Genomic DNA, 21846 nt, shown 5'->3' on the forward strand with positions numbered 1-21846 from the left:
GCGCTCGAGCTCGTCGAGCGACACCTCGCCCGGACGCAACGGGCGCTCCAGCGCCTGCTCGATCAGCGTGCCCTGAGTCATCTCCTTGGCGGGTGCAGCGGCGGCCGGGGCTTCCGGCGCAAGCGGCGGGGCGTCAGCAACTGGTGCGGCTCCGCCAGCAGCCATTGCGGCCATGCCCTGCTCGACCATCGCTTCCAGCTTGTCGATGAGGTCGCGGTCGATGCCCTCGGGCTCGGCTTCGGTCGCCTCGAGCCCGGCCAGAATCTCCTTGATGCGGTCGATCGACGACAGGATCACCGTCACCGCCTCAGCGGTGACCGGCATGCCGTCGCGGAACTTGCCCATCAGCGTCTCGCCGGCATGCGCCAGCGCTTCGAGCCGCGGCAGCCCCAGAAAGCCGCAGGTACCCTTGATGGTGTGGACGAGGCGGAAGATGTTATCCAGGATCTTGGCGTTGTTCGGCTCCTGCTCGAACTTCACCAGCTGATTGTCGACGGTGTCCAGGCTCTCGCTGGTCTCCGTCAAAAACTCCCGCAACAGATCATCCATGGAATACGCCTTACCAACCTTGGACTCGCCGCCAGCTTCCCGGCCTTGATCGCGACTGCCTGATCCGACTTCTCGCAATCGACGCAATGCCCTCCCTTCGATCGTTAGACATCGCATTTCACGGCCGCGTTAATTTCGACCTCCGTGCTAATACGGATATTGAAGACAACTTTGTCGTTTGGCGCTGCGCCCTGGCGGTTTTCGACAAAACCGGCCGCAGGCGTCGCGGCGATGACGCAAACTGTCGGCGCGCCACGCGTCGCGGGACGCCCCGTAAAAGAGAGCCGCGGCGGTGAAAGGCGCTATGCCGGCGCCGCGCGGTGAACCGCACCCATCCGCATCCGTCATCGCCCGCAAGGCCGGTGCTGCCCAGGCCGCGACGCATGCGATGGGCATTCGAGGTAAACAGACTCTTACCCCATGATGGCTCGCGCAGGATCCGACGCGCCTGCCCTCTGACGTGTATATAGACCAATACACAACTTATGTTGTATCGTGGGTCAGCCGTGCGACCGCGGCGCGCGGCGTGACGACGAACGGCAGCGCCGGATTGATCTCGCATGACTGCAAGCGGTCGCCCGCCCAATCAATTGCTCAGGACGCTCGATGCAGCAGACTTCGCGCTGCTGGAGCCCCATCTCGCGACCGTCGAGCTGACCAGGGAGATGTCCCTGGGCGTGGACGGCGCTCCTCCGAAGCAGGTCTACTTCCCGCTTCGCGGCGCGGTTTCGTTGACGGTCAATCTCGCAGAGGGACAGACGATCGAGGTGGCGATGCTGGGCCGCGACAGTGTCATCGGCAGCGGCGCGGCTCTGGCCGGTTGGGCTGCGCTGGCGGACGCCGTCGTGCTGTTTTCGGGCACGGCGGTCAGCCTGGACTGCACCGCATTTCGCGGTGTCGCCGACAAAAGCCCGCGGTTCCGTCGCCTGATGGTCCGGCACGAACAAGCGCTGCTGGCCCACGCGCAGCAATCGGTGCTTTGCAACACGTTGCATCCGGCCGAAGCGCGCCTTGCGCGCTGGCTGCTGCGCGCCCGCGACCTCTGCGACAGCGCGACCCTTCCACTGACGCAGGAGTTGCTGGCGCAGATGATCGGCGTGCGACGCAACGCGATCTCGCTGGTCGCGCATTCGCTGCAGCGCGCCGGCATCATCCGCTACAGCCGCGGCCAGATCGAAATCGCGGACCCCCATGCGTTGGAGGCAACATGCTGTGCGTGTTACGGCGCGGTGAAAAATGTCTATGCGCGGCTGCTGGTATCCGCTCCGTGAGCCGGCAGGCTGCGTCGTGGTGACGCAACTTCTTGTGCATGCCGACGTGCACAGAGGCTGCCCGCGACGATGAGGGGCTATATGTCCAATTGCCAACATATCCCGGAAGGCACATGATGGGCGCCTTAGACCCGTACGAGGGATGGCGGATACGCGTTTGCGCTTCGCCGGCTGGGAAAGACGGGAGGCAGTTATGGAAACGATGGTGCGTCCATCCAACGGTTTCCTGTCTGCTCTGTCGGCGGATGATTATGAGTTGATCCGCCCGCACTTGCGCATCACCGAACTGCCCCATGAGACCGTGCTGGTGGAGACCGGCGAAACGCTCAAGCGCGCCTATTTCCCGCATCGCGGGGTGATCTCGCTGGTCGTGGAACTCGCCAGGGGCGAGCATGTGCAGGTCGCAATGATCGGCCGCGACAGCCTGCTCGGAGCACTGTCGGCGATGGGCGATACGAGCGCGCTGAACAGCGCGGTGGTGCTCGTCGGCGGCACGGCCTCGGTGATGGAACTCGACCGGTTGCGCGCGGCGGCCGACCAGAGTTCCTCATTGCGGACGCTGCTGACGCGCCACGGGCTTGCGGTCTATGCGCAGGTCCAGCAGACCGCCGGCTGCAATGCCGCCCATCCCGTGGAGTCGCGGCTGTCGCGGTGCCTGTTGCAGATCCACGACCTGTCGGGCGACGTCCGGCTGCTGCTGACCCAGGAGAACCTGGCGCAGATGATCGGCGCGCGGCGAAACAGCGTCTCGCTGGTCGCCAACACGCTGCAACAGGCCAATTTCATCCACTACAGCCGCGGCCACATCCAGATCAACAATCTCGACGGGCTGCGCCAGACCGCGTGCGAATGCTACGCCACGGTGAAGGCGCAGTACGACCGGCTGCTTGGGCCGCGATGATCCGAAGGGCTAAAGCGCGATGAGATTGGGCTGAATCATCACCGCGCTTTAGGTTGTTGTTTGGTCTCCGCGCAAACGCGTTCTTTTGGCGCGCAGAAAACTGCGTCCCACTTTTCCGGATCATGCGCTAGATGCCGCCACCGCGCGTGAAGTTTACACGGCGTAGACATTCAGCCGCTAGAACCCTCGCATGCGCGAAGCTGCCGCCCTGCTGACTGCCGAATCCTCCCTCGCCGCCGAGCCGGTACGGGATCCCTGTGCCTTCCAGGCGCTGGTGCGCGAGATCGGAGTGGACGGGGCCGGCGAGGTCCGCGCCGTGTTCTGGAGCGAGACCGATGCGCGCCTCAAGTTGTTCGGCGACCTCACCCTCGCGCAGCAGCGTGCTCGGATCGAGCGCGAAGCCCATTCGCTGAAGAGCGCGGCGCGCACCTTCGGCTATCAGCGGCTCGCGGCGCTCGCCCAGCAGCTCGAACGAGACGCGGCGGCGCTCGATGACGCCGCCTACCGCGAGCTGTTCGAGGCGATGGCGAAAGCCTACGCCGCGGCGCGCGAGGCGGACGCCTGATCCCTCGCGCAAAATCCCGCCGTACTTCTACGGCTTGGGATTTTCATACATGGCTAATCATAGGTGGCGATAGTCGCGCGAGACCAGGAGGGTTTCCATGTTCACCTATGAAACCGCGGACCAGAAGGAAGTCCGCCGCTTCCGCATCGCCCAGTTCAACGGCCGCATGGCGACGGTGAAATCGGGCGAGGAGACGGTGACCGGTTTCGTGCGCGCCGTGCTGGAACAGGAATCGAGCATCCCGCCGCGCTGGACCATCACGATCATCCCGAGCGCGCCGAAGGACGAGGTGAAGCCGCTGCGTCCGAGCTCGCGCGCGCGCCCCTTCGCGGACGACTATTACTGAAACTATGCGGCGGCCCGGCCGCCTCAATCGATCGAATGCAGCAGCGCCGCGCGGACCAGATCCGCGGTGTTGCGCGCCCCGAGCTTGCGCATGGCCTCCGCGCGATGGCTCTCGAAGGTGCGCGGGCTGATCTGCATTCGCAGCGCGCCCTGCTTGTTCGAATAGCCTTCGCTGATCAGCCGCAGCACCTCGCGTTCGCGCCTGGTCAACCGCTTCGGACGGTGCGAGCTGGAGAGCTCGCTGCCGGCCTCACGCAAGGCGAGCGGCGCGCGTCCGGCCTTGGCCTCGGCGTCGTCGATCCCTGACACTCCGTTCCGCGGCGCGCCGCCGAGCTGCTTTACCAGCGAGCAGACACGCTCGGTCTGCGCCAGCGCATTCTCGACCACGCGCTGCAAATAGGCTCGATCGGCCGAGATCGCGAAAAGCTGGTCGCTGTGATGCTTGATTTCGCCCATGTAAAGGAGAAGGGCGGTCAGGGGGCCGTTCAGCTCGCGGGCGATCGCGGTGGCGGTCTCCTCGGATGCCTTGGCACGGGCGGCGTTCAACCGGGCGAGTTCGAGCTCTTCGTGCGGAGAACTGCTGCTTTCGTACCAAGCCGGCGATCGCGAATCAGCGACCGGATCATTCTGATGCGCCATGTGGTTCGTTTAGCGGAACCCGGGGCGAATCGTGCTTAACTTTCTGTTCCGTAAGACTACGGTGATTTTGACGGTTTTGTGCCAAATCCCCGGCGGTTGCACAATTTATGCTTGTTAGATTGCCTAGGATACCGCACATCGGTTGCAGATCCTGCCTAAATCTCAGGCATCTCCTGAAATCCCTTCTTAACGTCAGGGCGGCCGGCGGGCGGCCACGCCGTACGACTTTACCAATTAATTAACAGTGACTTGCTTCTCTGGAGCACAGTTGAGAGCGCGCAAATGCCTCCACGCGACGAACCAGTAACAGTTCCGGAAAAGTTGCGAAAAATTGCGTGCCATGAGCCAGGTCGAACAGCTCTGGGAATTCTTGCAGAGGCTGACGCCGCTGTCGCGGAGCTGTCTGCTCAGCGAGCTCGAGCGGCTGGAGCTGTGCGGCATCGACATGCCGGGCTCACCCGACATCCAGGCGAAGCTGCGCGCCGAATTCCGCAAGGACGGTTCGACCCAGGGGCGCGCCACCAATCCGTCGCGTTCCTTCTTCGCTCCGCTCGAGCTGCTCTTGATGGACGGCGCGCCCGAGCACGCCAATATGGGGCGGATCTCGCGCAACACGCTGACCCCGATCTGGGAGTGGATCTGCCGCGACCTGCTGCCGACCATGGCGCGCGACTACATCAAGGCGATCAACGATCAGGTCGCGGCCAATAAACCGAAGGAGGTGCAGAAGACCGCGACCGCGTTCCAGATCAAGGTCATCAAGGTCCTCGAGAACACGCTCGCCTCGCCCGACGGCACCGGGCTCGCCCGCGCCAAACTCGGGCAATACACCGCCTCGCGCTTCGCCTTCGACGATGTGACCAAGATGCTGCAGGTGCTGCGCGCGAACGCCGCGCTGTCGAAGTTCAACGAGAAGCTGCCCGAGAAGATCTCGAAATTCGACGACGGCCAGGCGGCGCAGATCACCGCGCGCCTCGACGCCTTCAGGAAGGCCAATCCCGAGGCCCTGCCCTTTGCGCTGGCGCTGGTGGCGCGGCGGCTGAAGACGCCCTGGCACCTGATCCGTCTCGCCACCAAGGCCGCGCCGACCAAGGCCGCCGCCGACGTTGCCGCCACCCCCTATGCCATGACTGTTGCGATGGTGCTCGACCGGCTCGATGACAAGCGCCTGGCGCTGCGCGTCGCGCTGAAAAACAACCGGGTGCTGATCGCGCGCGACCTGCTCGCCGAAATCTATGACACCGAATATGCGCTCAAGGTCCGCATCGACGAGATCGAGCCATCCGAATGGGGCATCCGCCTCCAGCAATTGATGGACGCGATCGCCGCGCTCGTCGCCGCCGAGGTCAGCCGCTTCCCCGACAATGTCGGCCACATCCTCGGCTCGCGCCGCCTGCGCAACCATGACTCGATCGCGGGCAAGCTGAGCTATCTCGCCTGGAAGGGGCGCGATGCCGTGCAGGATGGCGCGGCGGCGTTCCGGAAGCTGATCGGGCAGACCTAAAGTTCGGCTAGTCCCGCGGAGCGGGCGGCATGCTCAGGAAGCGGTCGAGAAATCGTCCCGACAGCACGAACCAGAACCACCAGGCCATCATACGCCGCGTCGTCATCGCTGCGATCCTCACGCAGCCCATCACCGGTGACCGCATTGATAGCGCGGGCGCGGCAAGACGCATGTGAACTGCATCACACTCGCCCGCCCCGGGGCCGGGTTCCTCCAAAAGTCGAACCCGTCGGACGCGGTTCGTCTTGGAACCCTGACGGCGGCTCGGAGGTTTTTTCGTCGAAACAACCCCATGCACAGTATCGGGGGCGCCGTTGCACGAAAGGCTCCCGCCATGTCCCTCTCCCATGTCGACCCGCTCTCGCTGCCCGACGGCGAGCACCAGCTTCAGCTGCGCCGCGCCGTGATCGCCTCCACCATCGGCACCGCCATCGAGTGGTACGATTTCTTCCTCTACTCGACCGTCACCGGCCTCGTTTTCGCAAAACTGTTCTTTCCGCATTCCGATCCGTGGGTTGGCACGCTCGAGGCCTTCGCGATCTACGCCGTCGGCTTCGTCGCCCGTCCCGTCGGCGCGGCCATTTTCGGCCATTACGGCGACCGCATCGGCCGCAAATCGACGCTGATTGCGACGCTTCTGCTGATGGGGCTCGCCACCTTCGCGGTGGCGCTGGTCCCGACCTATTCGAGCATCGGGATCTGGGGCGCGGTCCTCCTGACCGTGCTGCGCTTCATCCAGGGCGTCGGCGTCGGCGGCGAATGGGGCGGCTCGGTGCTGATGTCGATGGAATGGGCGCGCAACGATCATTCCCGCGGCTTTATTGCCTCATGGCCGCAGTTCGGCGTGCCCTGCGGCCTGTTCCTCGCCAACCTCGCCGTGCTCGCCTTCAGCCAGATGTCCGGCGAGCAGTTCTTGTCATGGGGCTGGCGCGTGCCCTTTGCGCTGAGCCTCATCCTGGTGGGCGTCGGCCTCTACATCCGGCTCGGCATTCTGGAAACGCCGGTGTTTTCCAGGCTGGTCGCGGAGCGCAAGGTCGAGCGCACGCCGATGCTGCAGGTGATCAAGGAGCATCCGAAGGAGATCCTGCTGTCGGCCTTTGCCCGCATGGCCGAGCAGGCACCGTTCTACATCTTCACCGCCTTCATCTTCGCCTACGGCGTCAAGACGCTGAACGTGTCGCGCGACTTCCTGCTCACCGCGGTGCTTTGCGCCTCGGTGCTGTCCTTCGTCTCGATCCCGCTGTTCGGGCATCTGTCCGACCGCTTCGGGCGCAAGAACATGTACATGATCGGCGCAGCCGTGACCGGCGTGTTCGGCTTCATCTATTTCCGCATGCTCGACACCGGATCGGAGCCGGTCATCTTCCTCGCCATCATCCTGTCGCTGATCCCGCATGACATGATGTACGGCCCGCAGGCGGCGCTGATCGCCGAAAGCTTCACCGGGCGCCTGCGCTACAGCGGCGCCTCGCTCGGCTATCAGCTCGCCTCCGTCATCGCCGGCGGTCCGGCGCCCCTGATCGCGGCCTGGCTGTTCGGCACGTTCGAGTCGGCGACCGCGATCGCGGCCTACATCGCGCTGTGCGCGGTGATCAGCCTGGTCGCGACCGCGGCGATGACCGACTACACCGGCAAGAACATCTCGGGCGAATACAGAACGAGTTGACGCGGCAACGAAGCCCGTCATCCTGAGGTGCTCGACTTGCGGTGCACACACCGCAAGTCGAGCCTCGAAGGATGAAAGGGCCCCGCTGCTGGAGCCGGGCCGTCGCCCTTCGAGGCTCACAGTGCTACGCACTGTGAGCGCCTCCAGCGACAACGGCTTCGCCGTTGCGCAGGGGTGACGGTGATGGAAAAGGAACTCGCAAATGAGATCTGCAAGAACGACGTTGACCATGGCCGCATTGCTGGCCGGCGCACTGGCGATCAAGTCTGCAGCCATTGCGCAGACCGCGCCGCCGCCGGGCAATGCCGCGCCGACCGCCGACAATGCCGTCATGCTCACGGTGTTCTTCAAGCACGACCAGTCGCGCCCCCTGCCCGAGCTGAATGCGCAGCTCGAGAACCAGGGCTACTACAAATCCTTCCCGCCAGCGGGCGTCGAGGTGGTGAGCTGGTACGTGATGATGGGCATCGGCCAGGTGGTCACGCTGCGCCTGCCGGCCTCGCGGCTGCGCGAGGTCAATCGCATCATCGAGGAAAGCGCGTGGGGGCCGTACCGGACCGAGTTTTATCCGACCTATGACTACAAGGCGGTCGGCATGGCGCGACACGACAAGGCCGCCAGCAACTGATACCGGCGTTATCCTATGAGGCGACATCGCGCGCGGTGTCGCCTCTTCGCTGGGTCAGCCGAGTTGCCGCTTCGCGGGCGCAGCATCGCGGATATCGCAACGATTGCAGCACCGCGTGCGCGAGACAAACGCGGGTGTGAAATCTTCTTCAACAGGATCCATACAATTTTACATATGGTGAGGGCTTTAACGTTACCCAAATAATTCAACAATGATGCTGAAGCTCTCCATATTTGGAGCCGCACCCACCGTTATGAAGCTGTCACGGAACGGGAGTGGTGTGCGATGGACGAGGGGCTGGGCGAGCTCGCCGGACGGAAGACTGTAACCTTCGGACGGCGGAAGGTAACGCCTCGCGCTTGCGTGGCTGACGGCAAGCGGCACCTGCGTGCCTTCTTGAGCGAGGTGCTCGAGGATCTCGGCTTCGTCACCAGCGAATGCGGCAATGCCGACGAGCTGCGAGGCGTGCTCGCCGCAGAGCTTCCCGATTTGATCCTGCTCGGCATCGCCGCCGACGGCATCGAACCGGGAAAATTTCTGGAGGCGCTGGTGCGCGAGGAGTTCGGCGGCAAGGTGCTGGCTGTCGGCGCGCGCGAGTCGATCATCGTGAAGGCGGTGCAGCAGGTCGGCGAGGAATATGGCCTTGCCATGCTGCCGCCCCTGACGACGCCCTTTGCCGCCGAGACGCTGCGCGACCGCATCGCGATGCTGCTGCCGGACGAGCCGGCGCCGAGCCCCGCCGTGCATGTCGGCGAAGCCTTGCACGCGGGCTGGCTCGAGCTCTGGTACCAGCCGAAGATCGACGCACGCACACTGATCCGCTGCGGCGCCGAGGCGCTGGTGCGGATGCGACATCCGACCTGGGGGGTGGTGCCGCCGGCCTATTTCATTCCGGAGGAGCGCGATCCGCATTTTCGCGAACTGTCCGAGTTCGTGATCGAACGCGCCCTGCAGGACTGGCACTATCTCCTGGAGCGGCAGAGCCCGGTCGATCTCTCGATCAACCTGCCGGCCTCGTTCCTGCGCGAGGGACAAGCCGTGCGCGATCTCTGCCGGCGCATGCCCGCCCATCCCGCCTTCGGCGGGTTGACGATCGAGATCGCGAGCGACGAGGTGATCGGGGATCTCGACCTGCTGCTCGAGGTCGCCTCCGAGGTGCGCTTCCACAACATCGGGCTCGCGATCGACAATGTCGGCACCAACTGGCCGGAGCTGATGGGCCTCGACCGGTTTCCCTTCGTCAAGCTCAAGGCCGACCGGCACTTCGTCACCGGCAGCAGCAACGATGCGCTGAAGCGCAACGTGTGCCGTCACATTGTCGAGCTCGCCCGCGATTACGGCGCGCGCAGCGTCGCCGAAGGCATCGAAACCCGCGCCGATCTCGTCGCCGCCAACGAGATCGGCTTCGATCTCGTGCAAGGCTATCTGTTCGGCAAGCCGATGCCGCTGAAGAAATTCGCAAGGTCGTCGTTCAGCCCCGCCGTCATGAAGCCGAGCTAGTCGCGCAATCGCGAGCATGCCGAGATTCAGAAGCGGAAATGACGAGGCCTTCGAAGAGCTTCCCGCGCGGGCTACTCCTACGTTGGGCGGGCCACGTCTTTGAAGGGTACTGCGGCTCCCCGCGCCCTTCTCCGCTTGCCGATCACCCAAACCCTCGCGCAAAGGCGACGCATACGACCGCGAGCGCGGTCGTTGCGATCACCTCACAAGGAAAAATCGTTCGCCTAACGACAGACCCACACGCCATTGACCAGCACGCGGGCGCAAGCTGGCGCCGCTACCGCGGCCCCAGCGGCCGCTGCACCTACGGCAGCTCCGCCAACGACGGCACGGCGCGTCGTTCGACGCGCGACGCCGGCGACACTTACTGGCGTCGCTGGCCGCCCTACCCGAGCCTGAGCGCTCTGAATCGAGAATGAAAGCCCATCATCTGCCCACTGCACCGAGCTTATTGCTGCGCAGGCAATAACGGCGCCGGCCAACCACAGTTTTGTTCTGGATTGCATGACAGCCTCCTTTGTTGGTTCGACAGACCTACTTCGCGTCTCGCTTCTTGCTTGCTCGGTTTGGCGAGGCTCCGGACGGCGGACTCGCGGGGTCGCCTTCCTGGATACAAGTAAGGAGATCAACGTAGCTTTGAGCGAAGGCAATTGAAGTAGCCTCCTTTTCGCAGCGATCACGAACAGGACCGGCATTTGCCGACCAAAGGGCAACCAGCTGCTGCTGAGCCTTCGTTTCATCGCTCATGCAGTTGTCGAAACTCTGCCCCAAAGCGATGCCGTTCGCCTTGTCATCGGCCGCTGTGCCCTTGCACAGTACCTCCACATTCAAATGAGGAACGCGATCAGAAACGGGCATCACCAATTGGCCTCCGAGGAGTGCCGCCGACAGCAGCGCAATCTTCATCTTGACCTCCCTTGGGTCTGACTAAACCTTGATCTGCTCCTCCATGACTTCCGCTTGCCGGTCCTTTGCGATCATCTTCCTGGCGACCGGCGGAGACCAGCTGCCGTTGATAATCGAAGGCGCTTTCTCGTTCGGCCAATACATTCGCAGCATCAGAATGAACCTGCCGGCGGGTGCGGGCAGCCAGTTCGAATCCTTATCCGCTCCAGGCATTGCGAAATAGGGCATGCGATGCATCAAGGAGATAACTCTCCTCATGCAATGAGACCCAGAGTTGCGGAACGGGCGTTGATTCAGATCAACGTTGATCGCACTGCAATGACACCGGATGGCGGCCGCCCGAATGAAGGCACGCGGACGGTGATGGGACAGAGGTGAGGCATCAGCCTCACGCAAACCGCCGCGCGAACGCGACGCAGACGACCACGAGCGCGGTCGCCGCGATCATGCTCCACGCCACCGGCTCATGCAGGACGAGGCCGGCGAGTGCGAGGCCGAAGAAGGGCTGAAGCTGTTGTAGCTGGCTGATGCTGGCGGTGCCGCCGATCGCAAGGCCGCGGTACCAGAATACGAAGCCGACGAACATGCTGAAGACGGAGACGTAAGCCAGGCCGATCCAGGCCGGCGCGCCGATGCCGTCCCATGTCAGCGGCAGCGACATGATCGCGACGGGCAGCATCAATGGCAGTGCGAGGATGAGCGCCCATGAGATGACCTGCCAGCCGCCGAGCCGGCGCGACAGCGTCGCGCCTTCGGCATAGCCGAGGCCGCAGAGCAGGATCGCGGCAACCATCAGGAGATCGCCGGTGAGCGAGCCCGCGCCGCCGCCCGATAGCGCAAAGCCAGCGACCGTCGCGCTGCCGAGGATCGAGAACAGCCAGAACGGCAAGCGCGGGCACTCACCGCCGCGCAGCACGGCGAAGATTGCGGTCGCAAGCGGCAACAGGCCGACGAAGACGATCGAATGCGCCGACGTGATGTGCAGAAGCGCCAGCGCTGTCAGCAGCGGGAAGCCGACCACGACGCCGAGCGAGACGATGGCGAGCGAGGCAAGGTCTTTTCGCGCGGGTCTTTGCTGACGAAGCAGGGCAAGCAGCGCCGCCCCTAACAGTGCGGCGATCACCGCGCGCGCCGAGGTCAGGAAGATCGCGGAGAAGCTGCCGACTGCGACGCGCGTCGCCGGCAGCGAGCCGCTGAAGATGACGACGCCCAGAAGTCCGTTACCCCATCCGTTGCCGGCCGATTGCATGTCGCCTCGCTTTCCCGTGAGCGACCCTGGCCTTTTGACGGTGGCGAAACCAGCCACAATCCCATACAATCTGGCCAAACTGTACCGGTATGGAAGCCCATACACTTGGATAGACTGACGCAAACCAGAGGCCGCGGCGGGGCGCGCACCACTGACGTGATGAGCACCATCCGCGCCAAGGTCGCGGGCCGCGCGCTTGTCCCCGGCGACCGCCTGCCGTCGATCCGCAAGCTCGCCGCGAGCATGGGCGTTTCGCCCTCCACCGTGGTGGACGCCTATGATCGCCTGGCGGCTGAAGGATTGATCCGGGCGCGGCGCGGCTCCGGCTTCTACGTCTCTGCGACAACCATGCCGCCGCTCGCGCTCACCGGTGTCGAGCCGCGCCGCGACCGCGCCGTGGATCCGTTCTGGGTCTCACGGCAATCGCTCGATGCGGATTCCACGACGCTCAAGCCGGGCTGCGGCTGGCTGCCGGCGGACTGGATGCCGGAGGCCGCCTTGCGGCGCGCCTTCCGAGCGCTCGCCCGGAGCGATGACAGCCTGCTTGCCGACTACGGCTCTACACGCGGCTCGCTTGCGCTGCGCCGCTATCTGCTGGCCCGCTTTGCCGAGGACGGCATCGAGGCCTCGGTCGACCAGCTCCTGCTCACGGGCTCGGGGACGCAAGCCACCGACCTCGTCTGCCGCTTCCTGCTGCGGCCCGGCGACACCGTGCTGGTCGATGATCCCTGCTACTTCAATTTTCGCGCGCTACTGCGTGCGCATCAGGTGAAGATCATTGGCGTGCCCTACACGCCGTCGGGCCCGGACGTCGCGCGCTTCGAGGCGATCCTCGCCGCGGAGCGACCGCGCCTCTACATCACCAATTCCGCACTCCACAACCCGACCGGCGCGACGCTGTCGTTGCAAACGGCGCATCGCGTGCTGAGCGTCGCCGCTGCACATGACCTGGCAATCATCGAGGACGATATCTTTGCCGATTTCGAATCAGAACGTTCGCCGCGCCTTGCCGCGCTCGACGGCCTCACCAACGTCATCCGTATCGGCAGCTTTTCCAAGACGCTCTCCGCTTCGGTGCGCTGCGGCTATATCGCCGCGCGCGCCGACTGGATCGAGCATCTCGTCGACCTCCAGGTCGCAACCAGCTTCGGCGGCCCGAGCCCGGCCGCAACCGAGGTGATCGCGAAGGTGCTCGCGGGCGGCACCTACCGCAAGCACATGGACGAGCTCAGGCAAAAGCTCACGCGCACCCGGCGCGAGGTGGCGCGAAAGCTCGGCGCGCTCGGGCTCGAACCCTGGCTGATGCCGCGTGGCGGATTCTTTCTGTGGTGCCGCCTGCCGGACGGACTGGATTCGACGCAAGTCGCGCGCGCGGCCCTGGCCGAAGACGCGGTGCTCGCGCCGGGCAACGTGTTCAGCGTGTCGCAAACGGCTTCGCGCTTCATGCGCTTCAACGTGGCGCAATCGATGGAACCACGCGTCTGGGACGTCATGCGCCGCGCATTGAAGATGTGACCGGATTGATCGACGGCTAGAACCACGGCTCGTCATAGACCGGTTCGCCGTCGAGCAGCAGCCGCTTGATGGCGGCACGGCCCGACGGCAACACAGCTGCGCCGACCCGCAGCTTCTTCTGGTTGCGGGCTTGTTCGAGCTTTCTGCCCTCGCCTTCGGGCACGAAATAGCTTTCGAGATTGTAGGAGATCGCGAGCTTGTCGCAGAAGGCGCGCCGGCCTGAGCCGCAGGATGCGCCGTAATTGACGCGGCCGCGGATCAGCACTTCGGGAGGGGTAACTGCCACCGCCTCAGTGTGCACCGAGACCGCCTCGTAGAGGCCGTCGGCATTGGGCGCGAGCTTGACGAACACGATGGGATTGCGCGCGGCGGCCGGTTGATTGGCGAGCGCGCCCGCCGGCAATTGCGAGATATCGTAGCCGAGCACGACATAGTCGCCGCGCAAGAGGTCGCGGGGATCGACAGGCCGCGTCTGCAAGGTCACCTCGGTGCCATCGCGCAAGATCTGCATGCGATCGACGACCATCACGATCAGCAGCGCACACTGAATCAGGATGGCCGCGCCGAACAGCACGGCTTTCGGGATGCGCCGCCAGAACACGGCGAGAGGAGCCAGGGCCTCGATCATTCGTCGGTCCTCGACAGCGCGCGGTCCAGGACCGTCGCAAATGCAACAGCAATGACGCCGGCTGCAGCAAGAAAGGCCGAGCGGCGCAGCAATGAGCCCTTCACCACCCAGGTGATGCCAGCGATGACGCCGGCGATCCCGAGCCAGCCCGCGACGATCCGCGGGCGTACCGCATCGAGCATGCCGGAGACGACAAGGCCAAGCATGGCGCAAAGGAGAGCGGCATAGGCCAGCCATGGCTCGCCTGCCCGAGACGCCCACCACAGGGGGGCAGCGACCAGGACGAGGGCGATCGCGCATCCTGCGAAGGCCTCACCCATCCGCTTCGTGATCCCGGCGGATGCAAACGCGAGGATCGCGCCTGCGATCCCGCACATGATGGCCCACAGCGGTTGTGCAGTGGCAGAGCCGGGCTCGAGACGGAAGATATCATCGACAGTCGTCACCTCGAGGACGGCAACGACGGCCAGCGAAAATGCCCCATAGGCCGACAAAACGCCTCCGAAGCGGAGCGCCCTTTGCGAGGGCACTGCTGCGATCGCAAGCCCGCCACCGAACAGCAACGCCGCGCCGTCAGCGAGAACGAATGACGGCTGAGGATTGTCGAAACCAAAGCCAAGCGCTGCCACGATCCACCACGGCAGCACGGCAAGCGCGACGAGATGAGCGGCCACGCGCGAGTTCCAGGCAAGCGCGAGACCCGCGGCGACGAGCCAAACCACCGCGAACGGCAGATGCAGGGCGTCGGGCGTATCATAGACACGCATGCAGCTCCATATGCAGGCGGCCGCGAGCCCGACCGCAAGCGCGCCGCGCGAGCCGGTCAGCAGCGCCGCCGCAAGCGCACCGATCGACCACAGCAGCATGCCGCCGGCAAAGTCCCCGCCCAGATGGTACATCTGACCAACCAAAGCGATGCCGGCGCCGAAGATGATCGCGCCGATGCCGGCGCAGAGATCGGCGAGAACCGGCCGCTGCGTGTGTGCGAACCACGCCCCGAGACCGCCGGCAACAATCATGCCGGCGATGAGAATTGCGAACCGCAACAGGCGCGCAAGCTCCGTCCAGTGGGCGGCGACGAAGGCAAGGAATGCGGCTGCGATCAGCAGGCCGCCGACGATGGCCACGACCACGGCAATGTTGATGCCGGAGGAGAGCGGCGGAAGCACATTGCGGATGCTGGCGGCGGCCGCCGGCGCGATCACGCCATCGGCTTCCCACTGCGCAAGATCAGCTTCAAGTCGCTGGCGGTAGTTTCGGTCGAACATTGCCTTGTCACTGGGAAACATTGGTTGCCTCATTAGACGATAGCAGCCAGTACAAGGTTCGAACGTCATCATCCGGTGACGCTCCGCTCGCGGATGCCGGGCGCAGACGGGCAAATCTCGAGTCTTCGCCATGTTCAGAATGCCCATCGCAAACCAATCGGGACATCACTAGATTAACGCCATGAAAAAGACGGGATTTCTCTCGTTCGGGCACTGGACGCCCTCGCCGCAATCGCAGACCCGCTCGGCCGAGGATACGCTGCTGCAATCCATCGAGCTCGCCGTCGCCGCCGAGGAGCTGGGCGCGGACGGGGCCTATTTTCGCGTCCATCATTTCGCACGCCAGCTTGCTTCGCCATTTCCGCTGCTGGCGGCAGTGGGCGCGAGGACCAGCCGTATCGAAATCGGCACGGCCGTCATCGACATGCGCTACGAGAATCCGCTCTACATGGCGGAGGACGCAGGTAGCGCCGACCTGATCGCCGGCGGACGGCTACAGCTCGGCATCAGCCGCGGCTCGCCCGAGCAGGTGATCGATGGCTGGCGCTACTTTGGTTATCAGCCGGCCGAAGGCGCCGATGACGCCGACATGGGCCGGCGTCATGCCGAGGTTTTCCTCGACCTCCTCCGCGGCGAGGGTTTTGCAAAACCCAATCCGCATCCGATGTTTCCAAACCCGCCCGGCCTGCTCCGCCTCGAGCCACATTCCGACGGCCTGCGCGAGCGCATTTGGTGGGGCGCCGGCTCGAACGCCACCGCCGTCTGGGCGGCCAGGCTCGGCATGAACCTGCAAAGCTCGACGCTGAAGAACGACGAGACGGGCGAAGCCTTCCACGTGCAGCAGGCCGCGCAGATTCGCGCCTACCGGGCCGCCTGGAAGGAGGCCGGCCACGCCCGCGAGCCGCGCGTCTCGGTCAGCCGCAGCATCTTCGCGCTGATGGATGATCGCGATCGCGCCTATTTCGGGCGTGGCGGCGAATCCGAGGACCAGATCGGATTCATCGACCCGCAGACGCGCGCGATCTTCGGCCGCAGCTATGCCGCCGAGCCAGATGTCCTGATCGAGCAGCTCCGCAAGGACGAGGCCATCATGGAGGCCGATACGCTGCTGCTGACGATCCCCAACCAGCTGGGCGTCGCCTACTGCGCCCACGCAATCGAAGCGATCCTGAAGCATGTCGCGCCGGCGCTCGGGTGGCGCTGAGGCGTCACTATCGCTACGAAACCAAACCCATCGAGCTTATGGCGAGGAGTATCGACATGGACGTGCAACGGCTTGCGGCATTCACGCGTGACGATCAGGGCGGCAATCCCGCCGGCGTGGTGATCTGCGATGTGCTGCCGGAAGCTGGCGACATGCAGAGGCTGGCTGCAGAGGTCGGCTATTCAGAGACGGTTTTTGCGGCACCGACTGCCAAGGGCTATCGCGTCCGCTATTTCGCCCCCGAGGCGGAAGTACCGTTTTGCGGCCACGCGACGATCGCACTGGGCGCGGCTCTGGCTCAGAGGGGTGAAAGCGGGCCGATCACGCTTGAACTGAACGGCGGCACGGCGATCGTCGAGGGTTTTCGCACCGCGCGTGGTCTCAGCGCGGCTCTTCAATCGGCGCCTACCCGGAATCAGCCCGCGCCGCCGGAGCTACTCGATTGGTCGCTCGACCTCTTTGCGCTGTCGCAGGCCGACCTCGACGACCGCTTCCCTCCGGCGATCATCGAAGCTGGCGCACGTCACCTGCTGCTCGCGATCCGCGACCGTCAGCGCCTGGCCGCGATGAAATACGACTTGCCGGCCGGCGCCAAACTGATGCGCGACTGGCGTTTGACGACGATCAGCCTGATCCAGGCGGAGAGTCCCTCGCGCTACCACGCGCGCAATCCGTTCGCTGCCGGCGGCGTTTACGAGGATCCGGCCACGGGAGCTGCCGCTGCAGCCCTTGTCGCCTATCTCCGCGATCTCGGCATTGCCGGCGCAGACAGCATCGAAGTGGTGCAAGGCGATGACATGGGTGTCCCCTGCCTTCTGCACGCGGATGCGCCGACCGAAGCCGGGGGTAGCGCCCGTGTTCACGGGACCGTCCGCGTCCTGGCCGGGTGAGGAGGCATCACGATGCCGCCGAGAGGGTCAGCCAGGACAATTCGATCGGGATGGCGGACCGATCAGGCTGCTGCTTCGACCGGTGCCCGCGCGCCGGTCATGAAGGCAACGGCATCCGACATCGTATAGGATTTGGGATCGATCACGGTGAGCCGCCGGCCGAGCCGATGGATGTGAATACGATCCGCGATCTCGAACACGTGCGGCATGTTGTGGCTGATCAAGACGACCGCCAGACCTCGCCGCCGCACGTCGAGGATCAATTCGAGCACACGACGGGATTCCTTGACCCCGAGCGCCGCAGTCGGTTCGTCCAGGATCACCACGCGCGAACCGAAGGCCGCGGCCCTCGCCACCGCCACGCCCTGGCGTTGGCCTCCCGACAGTGTCTCGACGCGCTGATTGATGCTCTGCACGGTCATGAGCCCGAGCTCCGTGAGCTTTTCGCGGGCGATGCGCTGCATGGCCTTGCGATCGAGCATGCGGCAGACCGTGCCGAGCGGCCCCGTCCGGCGCAATTCGCGCCCAAGGAACATGTTGTCGGCGATCGATAGACTCGGGGACAGCGCAAGCGTCTGATACACGGTCTCGATGCCTGCAGCCTGCGCATCGAGAGGCGAGCGGAACGCGACGGGCTTGCCATCGAGCCTGATCTCGCCCGCGTTGGGAGTGAGTGCTCCGGAGAGCGCGCGGATCAGCGAGGACTTTCCCGCGCCATTGTCTCCAATGACGGCGAGGATTTCGCCGGGGTAGAGATCGAAATCGGCGTCATCGAGCGCCGTCACGCGACCATAGCGCTTGACGAGGCCGCGCGCCTGCAGAAGCGGCTGAAGAGTGTTGGATGTGTTGGATGCGATGCTCATGCCGACACCTTGCGGATCCATTGATCGAGGGCCACAGCAACAATGATCAGCCAGCCGACGGCGAATTCCTGCCAGAGTACGTCTACATCGGACAGTGCCAACCCGTTGCGGAATACGCCGACGATCAAGGCGCCGATCAGCGTGCCGATGATCGAGCCCCGGCCGCCGAACAGGCTGGCGCCGCCGACCACCACCGCCGTGATACTGTCGAGATTGGCGGTCTGGCCGGCCTGCGGGCTGATCGAGCCGATGCGCCCGATCAGCGCCCAGGCGCCGAGCGCGCAGATCGTGCCAGCGATCACATAGACGGCGAAGAGGATGCGGCCGGTCCGGATACCGGCAAGCCGGGCAGCATCGGGATCGTCGCCCACCGCATAGAGGTGGCGTCCGAAGGCTGTGCGGTTCAGCACGAACCAGATGAAGGCCACGAGCCCCAGCATGAAAAAGGAGCCGTAGGTGAAGCGGGCGCCGAAGACATCCACCGGCGTTCCAAGTGCCTGCAGCAGCGGAGCGGTCTTCGCCACTTCCTGCGAGCGGATGGTCTCGGAGGCCGAGTACCAGAGATTGAGGGCGAAGAAGATCGACCAGGTCCCGAGCGTGACGATAAAGGGCGGCAGCTTGAGGCGCGTCACCAGCACGCCGTTCATGGCCCCGCAACCCGCACCCACGGCAAGACCGATGAGGAGCGCCAGCGGCGCCGCGAGCCCTGTTGCGATCGCAAGCTTGCCCATGATCACGGAGCACAGCACCATGACGGCCCCGACCGACAGATCGATGCCGGCCGTGATGACGATCAGCGTCTGGGCAACCCCGATCACGCCGATGATGGTAACCTGCTGAATGATCAGCGACAGGTTGAACAGCGACAGAAAGCGCGAGCCGACGGTGAATCCGAACGCCGCGACGCTGAGCAGGAGCACGATCGCCGGCACGGCCGTGGGATTGGCGTGGAGAAGGTGCTGCAGCTTCTGCAGGGGTGACTTCGCGCGGACCTCGAATTCGGCCACGCGGTTTTCGCTCTTGTCGAGCACGAGCTCGAAGGCCTGACCACCAGGGTGGGCATTTCCGATATCGGTCATCGCCGGTTTCCTCTTGCGTACCGAGCCAGGTTCGGAGCAAACGTTTGCGTTATTCTCAGACGCCCGTCCTCCGGGCGCCTGCCTTGTCAGGGGAACGCTTTGGGGATCAGCCCCAGCACTTCTTCAATGCGGCCGCGCTGTCGATCGACGGCAGATCGGCGGCCGGCTTGTCGGTGACGAGTTCGACGCCGGTGTTGAGGAAGTCCATGCCGGGCGACGCCTTGGGCTTGCCGCCGCCCGTGGCGTAGACCTTCACCGCCTCGACGCCCTTCGCAGCCATCAGCAGCGGAAACTGCATGGAGGTGGCGCCGATGACGCCGTCCTTCACATTGCGCACGCCGGGGCAGCCGCCGTCCACGGAAACGATCAGCACGTCCTTGTCGCGGCCGACCGAACGCAGCGCCTCGTAGGCACCCGCCGCCGCCGGCTCGTTGATGGTGTAGACCAGCGAGATGCCCGGATCCTTCTGCAGCAGATTTTCCATCGCCTTGCGACCGCCTTCCTCGCTGCCGAGCGTCACATCATGTCCGACGATGCGCGCGTCCTTCTCGTCACCAATCTTGGCGGGATTGCCGAGATCGATACCGAAGCCCTTGAGGAAACCCTGATCGCGGGCGACATCAACCGAGATCTGGTTCACGTTGAGGTCCAGCAGCGCGATCTTCGCGGACACCGCCTTGGGCCCCAGCATCTTGGCAGCCCACTGCCCGATCATCTGACCGGCCAGGAAATTGTCGGTGGCAAAGGTCGCGTCCGCCGCAGTCGCGGGATCGAGCGGCGTATCGAGAGCAATGACCACAATGCCAGCAGCGCGCGCCTTCTCGACGGCCGGCACGATGGCGCGGGAGTCGTTCGGCGTGATCAGGATGCCCTTGGCGCCGGCCGCGATCAGGTTCTCGATCGCTGCGACCTGACTCTCGTTGTCGCCGTCGACTTTGCCGGCGAAGGAGCGCAGCTCAACGTCATTCGACTTGGCCGCCTCCTCGGCGCCCGCCTTCATCTTCACGAAGAACGGGTTGGTATTGGTCTTAGTGATGAGGCCGACGATCGGCTTGTCGGCAGCGGAGGCGCCGGTGGCGCCCAGAGCGAGCACGAGCGCAGCGAATAGTCCGAATGGTTGACGCATTTATTCCCTCCCGTGGAACATTTGTTGGCCGCGGTTGGACCGCGTTCTGATGATCCTAGAAGGACGAGAACGGTTCTGTCAATAAATAAATCATCCCGATTTATTAATTGACTCCGGCCACCGGATTCGTACATTGTCACGAGCAACCGCCCAGGATGGGCCATAAGACCACGGCGACGGCAAATGACCACGGAGTTTGGGGAGCCGAGGATGGACGAAACAGCACCGCTTGCGGGGAATCTCCCGGCCGCCTTGTCGGGCGGGAGCCGCGGCACGACCCAGTCGGGCGTGAGGCTCTATAACGAGCGCCTGATCCTGTCCCTCATTCGGCGCCATCGCAGTCTCGCCAAGGTCGAGATCGCGCGCCTGACCGGTCTTTCCACCCAGACGACAACCGTGATCATCAACCGGCTGGAGGCTGATGGCCTGCTGCTCGCGGGCGAACCGCAGCGCGGCCGCATCGGCCAGCCTTCTGTTCCTTATTCGCTCAACCCGGACGGTGCCTTCGGACTCGGTCTGGTGATCGGCCGGCGCAGTTCCGATCTGGTGCTGATGGATTTCATTGGCAGCATCCGCGCGAGGCGCCGCACGATTTATTCCTTCCCCCTGCCCGAAGACATCATGGCGTTTGTAGAACGCGAGATGCCGGATCTGCTCGCAGCATTGCCTGAAGCCCAGCAAGGCAGAATCAGCGGCATTGGCGTCGCAATGCCCTTCGAGTTGTGGAACTGGGAAGCGGATCTGCAAACGCCGCCGGGCCTGCTGGGAAAGTGGCGTGACTTCAACGTTGCCGCCGAGCTCTCGCGCCACTTCGGCTCATGGCCGGTGCGCGTCTGCAACGACGCAACATCGGCATGCGCGGCCGAACTAAACTTCGGTGCCGGCGCAGCTTATCGCGACTTCGCATATTTCTACGTCGGCGCATTCGTCGGGGGCGGCATCGCCCTCAACGGCAGTCTCTTCCCGGGCCGCAGCGGCAACGCCGGCGCGCTCGGCTCCATGCCGATCATGCGGCGCGAGGAAAACGGCGCGACAAGCCTTCAACAGCTGATCCGCACCGCCTCCATCTACCGGCTGGAGCGACGACTGATCGCCGCTGGTCGACACGGTACCGATATCTGGCTCTCGCCCGACGACTGGTCGAGCTTCGACGAGCCGCTCGAAGCCTGGATTGCGGAGGCCGCCGAGGCCCTGGCGCAGGCGATCGCCGCATCGCTGGCAGTCATCGACTTCGAAGCCATCATCATCGACGGGGCCTTTCCGGTCGATGTGCGCCGGCGCCTCGTTTCGCGCACCAATGAATATTGGGCGCGCATGGACCGCCAGGGCCTCACCGACGCCGTAGTGGTGGAGGGCTCGATCGGGCGGGATGCGCGCGCGATTGGCGGCGCGGCGCTGCCGTTGCTCGCGGCATTCGCTCGCGATTACGACGTGCTCTTCAAGGAGTGAGCATGGTCAACGGAATGGCTCCCCTCCCCCAGCGTATGATCGCCCCTGACGGAGATGCCCTTCGCGGCTTGCGCCGAACGGCCTTGATGATTGTTTCGATC

21 protein-coding genes and 1 pseudogene are annotated in these 21846 nt (G+C 64.7%); 12 read left to right on the forward strand and 10 right to left on the reverse strand.

Annotated features, from left to right (window positions below; translation table 11 throughout):
• On the reverse strand, positions 1-549 hold a 549-nt coding region (locus tag Q2941_RS38270; RefSeq protein ID WP_458195717.1), incomplete at its 3' end, for an Hpt domain-containing protein.
• Between the two features lie 560 nt (positions 550-1109).
• Between Q2941_RS38270 and Q2941_RS38275 the strand changes: the two genes are divergently transcribed.
• The 4 genes from Q2941_RS38275 (at position 1110) to Q2941_RS38290 (ending at position 3632) form a co-directional block, all read left to right on the forward strand.
• A complete protein-coding gene (locus tag Q2941_RS38275; protein WP_458195718.1) occupies positions 1110-1820 on the forward strand; it encodes a Crp/Fnr family transcriptional regulator in 711 nt (236 codons plus the stop codon).
• 193 nt (positions 1821-2013) lie between these two features.
• On the forward strand, positions 2014-2721 hold the full coding sequence (locus tag Q2941_RS38280; RefSeq protein WP_027523605.1) for a Crp/Fnr family transcriptional regulator: 708 nt from the start codon (positions 2014-2016) through the stop codon (positions 2719-2721).
• 190 nt (positions 2722-2911) lie between these two features.
• Entirely contained in the window at positions 2912-3286 is a 375-nt protein-coding gene (locus tag Q2941_RS38285) for an Hpt domain-containing protein (RefSeq protein WP_458195719.1), read from the forward strand.
• A 97-nt stretch (positions 3287-3383) separates the two neighbouring features.
• Positions 3384-3632 (forward strand): hypothetical protein, encoded by a 249-nt coding sequence (locus Q2941_RS38290; protein WP_027523603.1) that lies wholly within the window; start codon positions 3384-3386, stop codon positions 3630-3632.
• A 23-nt stretch (positions 3633-3655) separates the two neighbouring features.
• Here the strand turns inward: Q2941_RS38290 and Q2941_RS38295 are convergent, their stop codons facing one another.
• A complete protein-coding gene (locus tag Q2941_RS38295; protein WP_458195720.1) occupies positions 3656-4270 on the reverse strand; it encodes a helix-turn-helix transcriptional regulator in 615 nt (204 codons plus the stop codon).
• 340 nt (positions 4271-4610) lie between these two features.
• On the opposite strand from Q2941_RS38295, the gene Q2941_RS38300 reads away from it, so the two are divergent.
• The 4 genes from Q2941_RS38300 to Q2941_RS38315 all read left to right on the forward strand — a co-directional run bounded on the left by Q2941_RS38300 (position 4611) and on the right by Q2941_RS38315 (position 9568).
• Positions 4611-5774, forward strand: coding sequence for a hypothetical protein (locus Q2941_RS38300; RefSeq protein WP_458195721.1), 1164 nt, complete (start codon positions 4611-4613; stop codon positions 5772-5774).
• A gap of 334 nt (positions 5775-6108) precedes the next feature.
• A complete protein-coding gene (locus Q2941_RS38305; protein ID WP_254109413.1) occupies positions 6109-7440 on the forward strand; it encodes an MFS transporter in 1332 nt (443 codons plus the stop codon).
• Positions 7441-7642: 202 nt separating this feature from the next.
• Positions 7643-8068 carry a hypothetical protein gene (locus Q2941_RS38310; RefSeq protein ID WP_254109414.1) on the forward strand — a complete coding sequence of 142 codons (426 nt, stop codon included), beginning with the start codon at positions 7643-7645 and terminating at the stop codon, positions 8066-8068.
• A 285-nt stretch (positions 8069-8353) separates the two neighbouring features.
• Positions 8354-9568, forward strand: a complete 1215-nt coding sequence (locus Q2941_RS38315) for an EAL domain-containing response regulator (RefSeq protein WP_458195722.1) — start codon at positions 8354-8356, stop codon at positions 9566-9568.
• Between the two features lie 534 nt (positions 9569-10102).
• On the opposite strand, the gene Q2941_RS38320 is transcribed toward Q2941_RS38315, so the two are convergent.
• The 3 genes and pseudogenes from Q2941_RS38320 to Q2941_RS38330 all read right to left on the reverse strand — a co-directional run bounded on the left by Q2941_RS38320 (position 10103) and on the right by Q2941_RS38330 (position 11723).
• On the reverse strand, positions 10103-10474 hold the full coding sequence (locus Q2941_RS38320) for a hypothetical protein (RefSeq protein ID WP_458195723.1): 372 nt from the start codon (positions 10472-10474) through the stop codon (positions 10103-10105).
• Positions 10475-10495: 21 nt separating this feature from the next.
• Positions 10496-10684: pseudogene (locus Q2941_RS38325) on the reverse strand (DUF1214 domain-containing protein); the annotation flags it as partial.
• A gap of 178 nt (positions 10685-10862) precedes the next feature.
• Positions 10863-11723: a DMT family transporter gene (locus Q2941_RS38330; protein ID WP_458195724.1), complete on the reverse strand. Its 861-nt coding sequence runs from the start codon at positions 11721-11723 to the stop codon at positions 10863-10865.
• A gap of 159 nt (positions 11724-11882) precedes the next feature.
• Between Q2941_RS38330 and Q2941_RS38335 the strand changes: the two genes are divergently transcribed.
• Positions 11883-13238: an aminotransferase-like domain-containing protein gene (locus Q2941_RS38335; protein ID WP_458195741.1), complete on the forward strand. Its 1356-nt coding sequence runs from the start codon at positions 11883-11885 to the stop codon at positions 13236-13238.
• Between the two features lie 16 nt (positions 13239-13254).
• Here the strand turns inward: Q2941_RS38335 and Q2941_RS38340 are convergent, their stop codons facing one another.
• Together Q2941_RS38340 and Q2941_RS38345 are read right to left on the reverse strand one after the other, a co-directional pair.
• Positions 13255-13866, reverse strand: a complete 612-nt coding sequence (locus tag Q2941_RS38340; protein ID WP_458195725.1) for a GDYXXLXY domain-containing protein — start codon at positions 13864-13866, stop codon at positions 13255-13257.
• On the reverse strand, positions 13863-15134 hold the full coding sequence (locus Q2941_RS38345; protein ID WP_458195742.1) for a DUF2157 domain-containing protein: 1272 nt from the start codon (positions 15132-15134) through the stop codon (positions 13863-13865). Before Q2941_RS38345 ends, Q2941_RS38340 begins: the two co-directional genes overlap by 4 nt.
• Positions 15135-15315: 181 nt before the next feature.
• Between Q2941_RS38345 and Q2941_RS38350 the strand changes: the two genes are divergently transcribed.
• Together Q2941_RS38350 and Q2941_RS38355 are read left to right on the forward strand one after the other, a co-directional pair.
• A complete protein-coding gene (locus tag Q2941_RS38350; RefSeq protein ID WP_458195726.1) occupies positions 15316-16338 on the forward strand; it encodes an LLM class flavin-dependent oxidoreductase in 1023 nt (340 codons plus the stop codon).
• 56 nt (positions 16339-16394) lie between these two features.
• Complete coding sequence (locus tag Q2941_RS38355) at positions 16395-17228, forward strand: PhzF family phenazine biosynthesis protein (RefSeq protein ID WP_458195727.1); 834 nt, start codon at positions 16395-16397, stop codon at positions 17226-17228.
• A gap of 62 nt (positions 17229-17290) precedes the next feature.
• Here the strand turns inward: Q2941_RS38355 and Q2941_RS38360 are convergent, their stop codons facing one another.
• The 3 genes from Q2941_RS38360 to Q2941_RS38370 all read right to left on the reverse strand — a co-directional run bounded on the left by Q2941_RS38360 (position 17291) and on the right by Q2941_RS38370 (position 20296).
• The gene (locus tag Q2941_RS38360; protein WP_458195728.1) at positions 17291-18112 is read right to left on the reverse strand and encodes an ATP-binding cassette domain-containing protein; all 822 of its coding nucleotides are present in this window, start codon (positions 18110-18112) and stop codon (positions 17291-17293) included.
• Positions 18088-19170, reverse strand: coding sequence for an ABC transporter permease (locus Q2941_RS38365; protein ID WP_458195729.1), 1083 nt, complete (start codon positions 19168-19170; stop codon positions 18088-18090). The genes Q2941_RS38360 and Q2941_RS38365 overlap by 25 nt, the downstream gene beginning before the upstream one ends.
• Positions 19171-19276: 106 nt before the next feature.
• Positions 19277-20296 (reverse strand): substrate-binding domain-containing protein, encoded by a 1020-nt coding sequence (locus Q2941_RS38370; RefSeq protein WP_458195730.1) that lies wholly within the window; start codon positions 20294-20296, stop codon positions 19277-19279.
• A gap of 210 nt (positions 20297-20506) precedes the next feature.
• On the opposite strand from Q2941_RS38370, the gene Q2941_RS38375 reads away from it, so the two are divergent.
• On the forward strand, positions 20507-21745 hold the full coding sequence (locus Q2941_RS38375; protein WP_254109429.1) for an ROK family transcriptional regulator: 1239 nt from the start codon (positions 20507-20509) through the stop codon (positions 21743-21745).
• Positions 21746-21846: the final 101 nt, after the last annotated feature.

The sequence above is a fragment of the Bradyrhizobium sp. UFLA05-153 genome (assembly GCF_054185185.1).

Bases quoted from the DNA above. Each gene is read 5' to 3' on its own strand.
- Q2941_RS38290 (WP_027523603.1), top strand. From the start codon at position 3,384: ATGTTCACCTATGAAACCGCGGACCAGAAGGAAGTCCGCCGCTTCCGC.
- Q2941_RS38315 (WP_458195722.1), top strand. From the start codon at position 8,354: ATGGACGAGGGGCTGGGCGAGCTCGCCGGACGGAAGACTGTAACCTTC.
- Q2941_RS38345 (WP_458195742.1), bottom strand. From the start codon at position 15,134: ATGTTCGACCGAAACTACCGCCAGCGACTTGAAGCTGATCTTGCGCAG.
- Q2941_RS38335 (WP_458195741.1), top strand. From the start codon at position 11,883: ATGAGCACCATCCGCGCCAAGGTCGCGGGCCGCGCGCTTGTCCCCGGC.
- Q2941_RS38340 (WP_458195725.1), bottom strand. From the start codon at position 13,866: ATGATCGAGGCCCTGGCTCCTCTCGCCGTGTTCTGGCGGCGCATCCCG.
- Q2941_RS38275 (WP_458195718.1), top strand. From the start codon at position 1,110: ATGACTGCAAGCGGTCGCCCGCCCAATCAATTGCTCAGGACGCTCGAT.
- Q2941_RS38375 (WP_254109429.1), top strand. From the start codon at position 20,507: ATGGACGAAACAGCACCGCTTGCGGGGAATCTCCCGGCCGCCTTGTCG.
- Q2941_RS38320 (WP_458195723.1), bottom strand. From the start codon at position 10,474: ATGAAGATTGCGCTGCTGTCGGCGGCACTCCTCGGAGGCCAATTGGTG.
- Q2941_RS38300 (WP_458195721.1), top strand. From the start codon at position 4,611: ATGAGCCAGGTCGAACAGCTCTGGGAATTCTTGCAGAGGCTGACGCCG.
- Q2941_RS38370 (WP_458195730.1), bottom strand. From the start codon at position 20,296: ATGCGTCAACCATTCGGACTATTCGCTGCGCTCGTGCTCGCTCTGGGC.
- Q2941_RS38360 (WP_458195728.1), bottom strand. From the start codon at position 18,112: ATGGATCCGCAAGGTGTCGGCATGAGCATCGCATCCAACACATCCAAC.
- Q2941_RS38355 (WP_458195727.1), top strand. From the start codon at position 16,395: ATGGACGTGCAACGGCTTGCGGCATTCACGCGTGACGATCAGGGCGGC.
- Q2941_RS38330 (WP_458195724.1), bottom strand. From the start codon at position 11,723: ATGCAATCGGCCGGCAACGGATGGGGTAACGGACTTCTGGGCGTCGTC.
- Q2941_RS38285 (WP_458195719.1), top strand. From the start codon at position 2,912: ATGCGCGAAGCTGCCGCCCTGCTGACTGCCGAATCCTCCCTCGCCGCC.
- Q2941_RS38350 (WP_458195726.1), top strand. From the start codon at position 15,316: ATGAAAAAGACGGGATTTCTCTCGTTCGGGCACTGGACGCCCTCGCCG.
- Q2941_RS38365 (WP_458195729.1), bottom strand. From the start codon at position 19,170: ATGACCGATATCGGAAATGCCCACCCTGGTGGTCAGGCCTTCGAGCTC.
- Q2941_RS38310 (WP_254109414.1), top strand. From the start codon at position 7,643: ATGAGATCTGCAAGAACGACGTTGACCATGGCCGCATTGCTGGCCGGC.
- Q2941_RS38295 (WP_458195720.1), bottom strand. From the start codon at position 4,270: ATGGCGCATCAGAATGATCCGGTCGCTGATTCGCGATCGCCGGCTTGG.
- Q2941_RS38305 (WP_254109413.1), top strand. From the start codon at position 6,109: ATGTCCCTCTCCCATGTCGACCCGCTCTCGCTGCCCGACGGCGAGCAC.
- Q2941_RS38280 (WP_027523605.1), top strand. From the start codon at position 2,014: ATGGAAACGATGGTGCGTCCATCCAACGGTTTCCTGTCTGCTCTGTCG.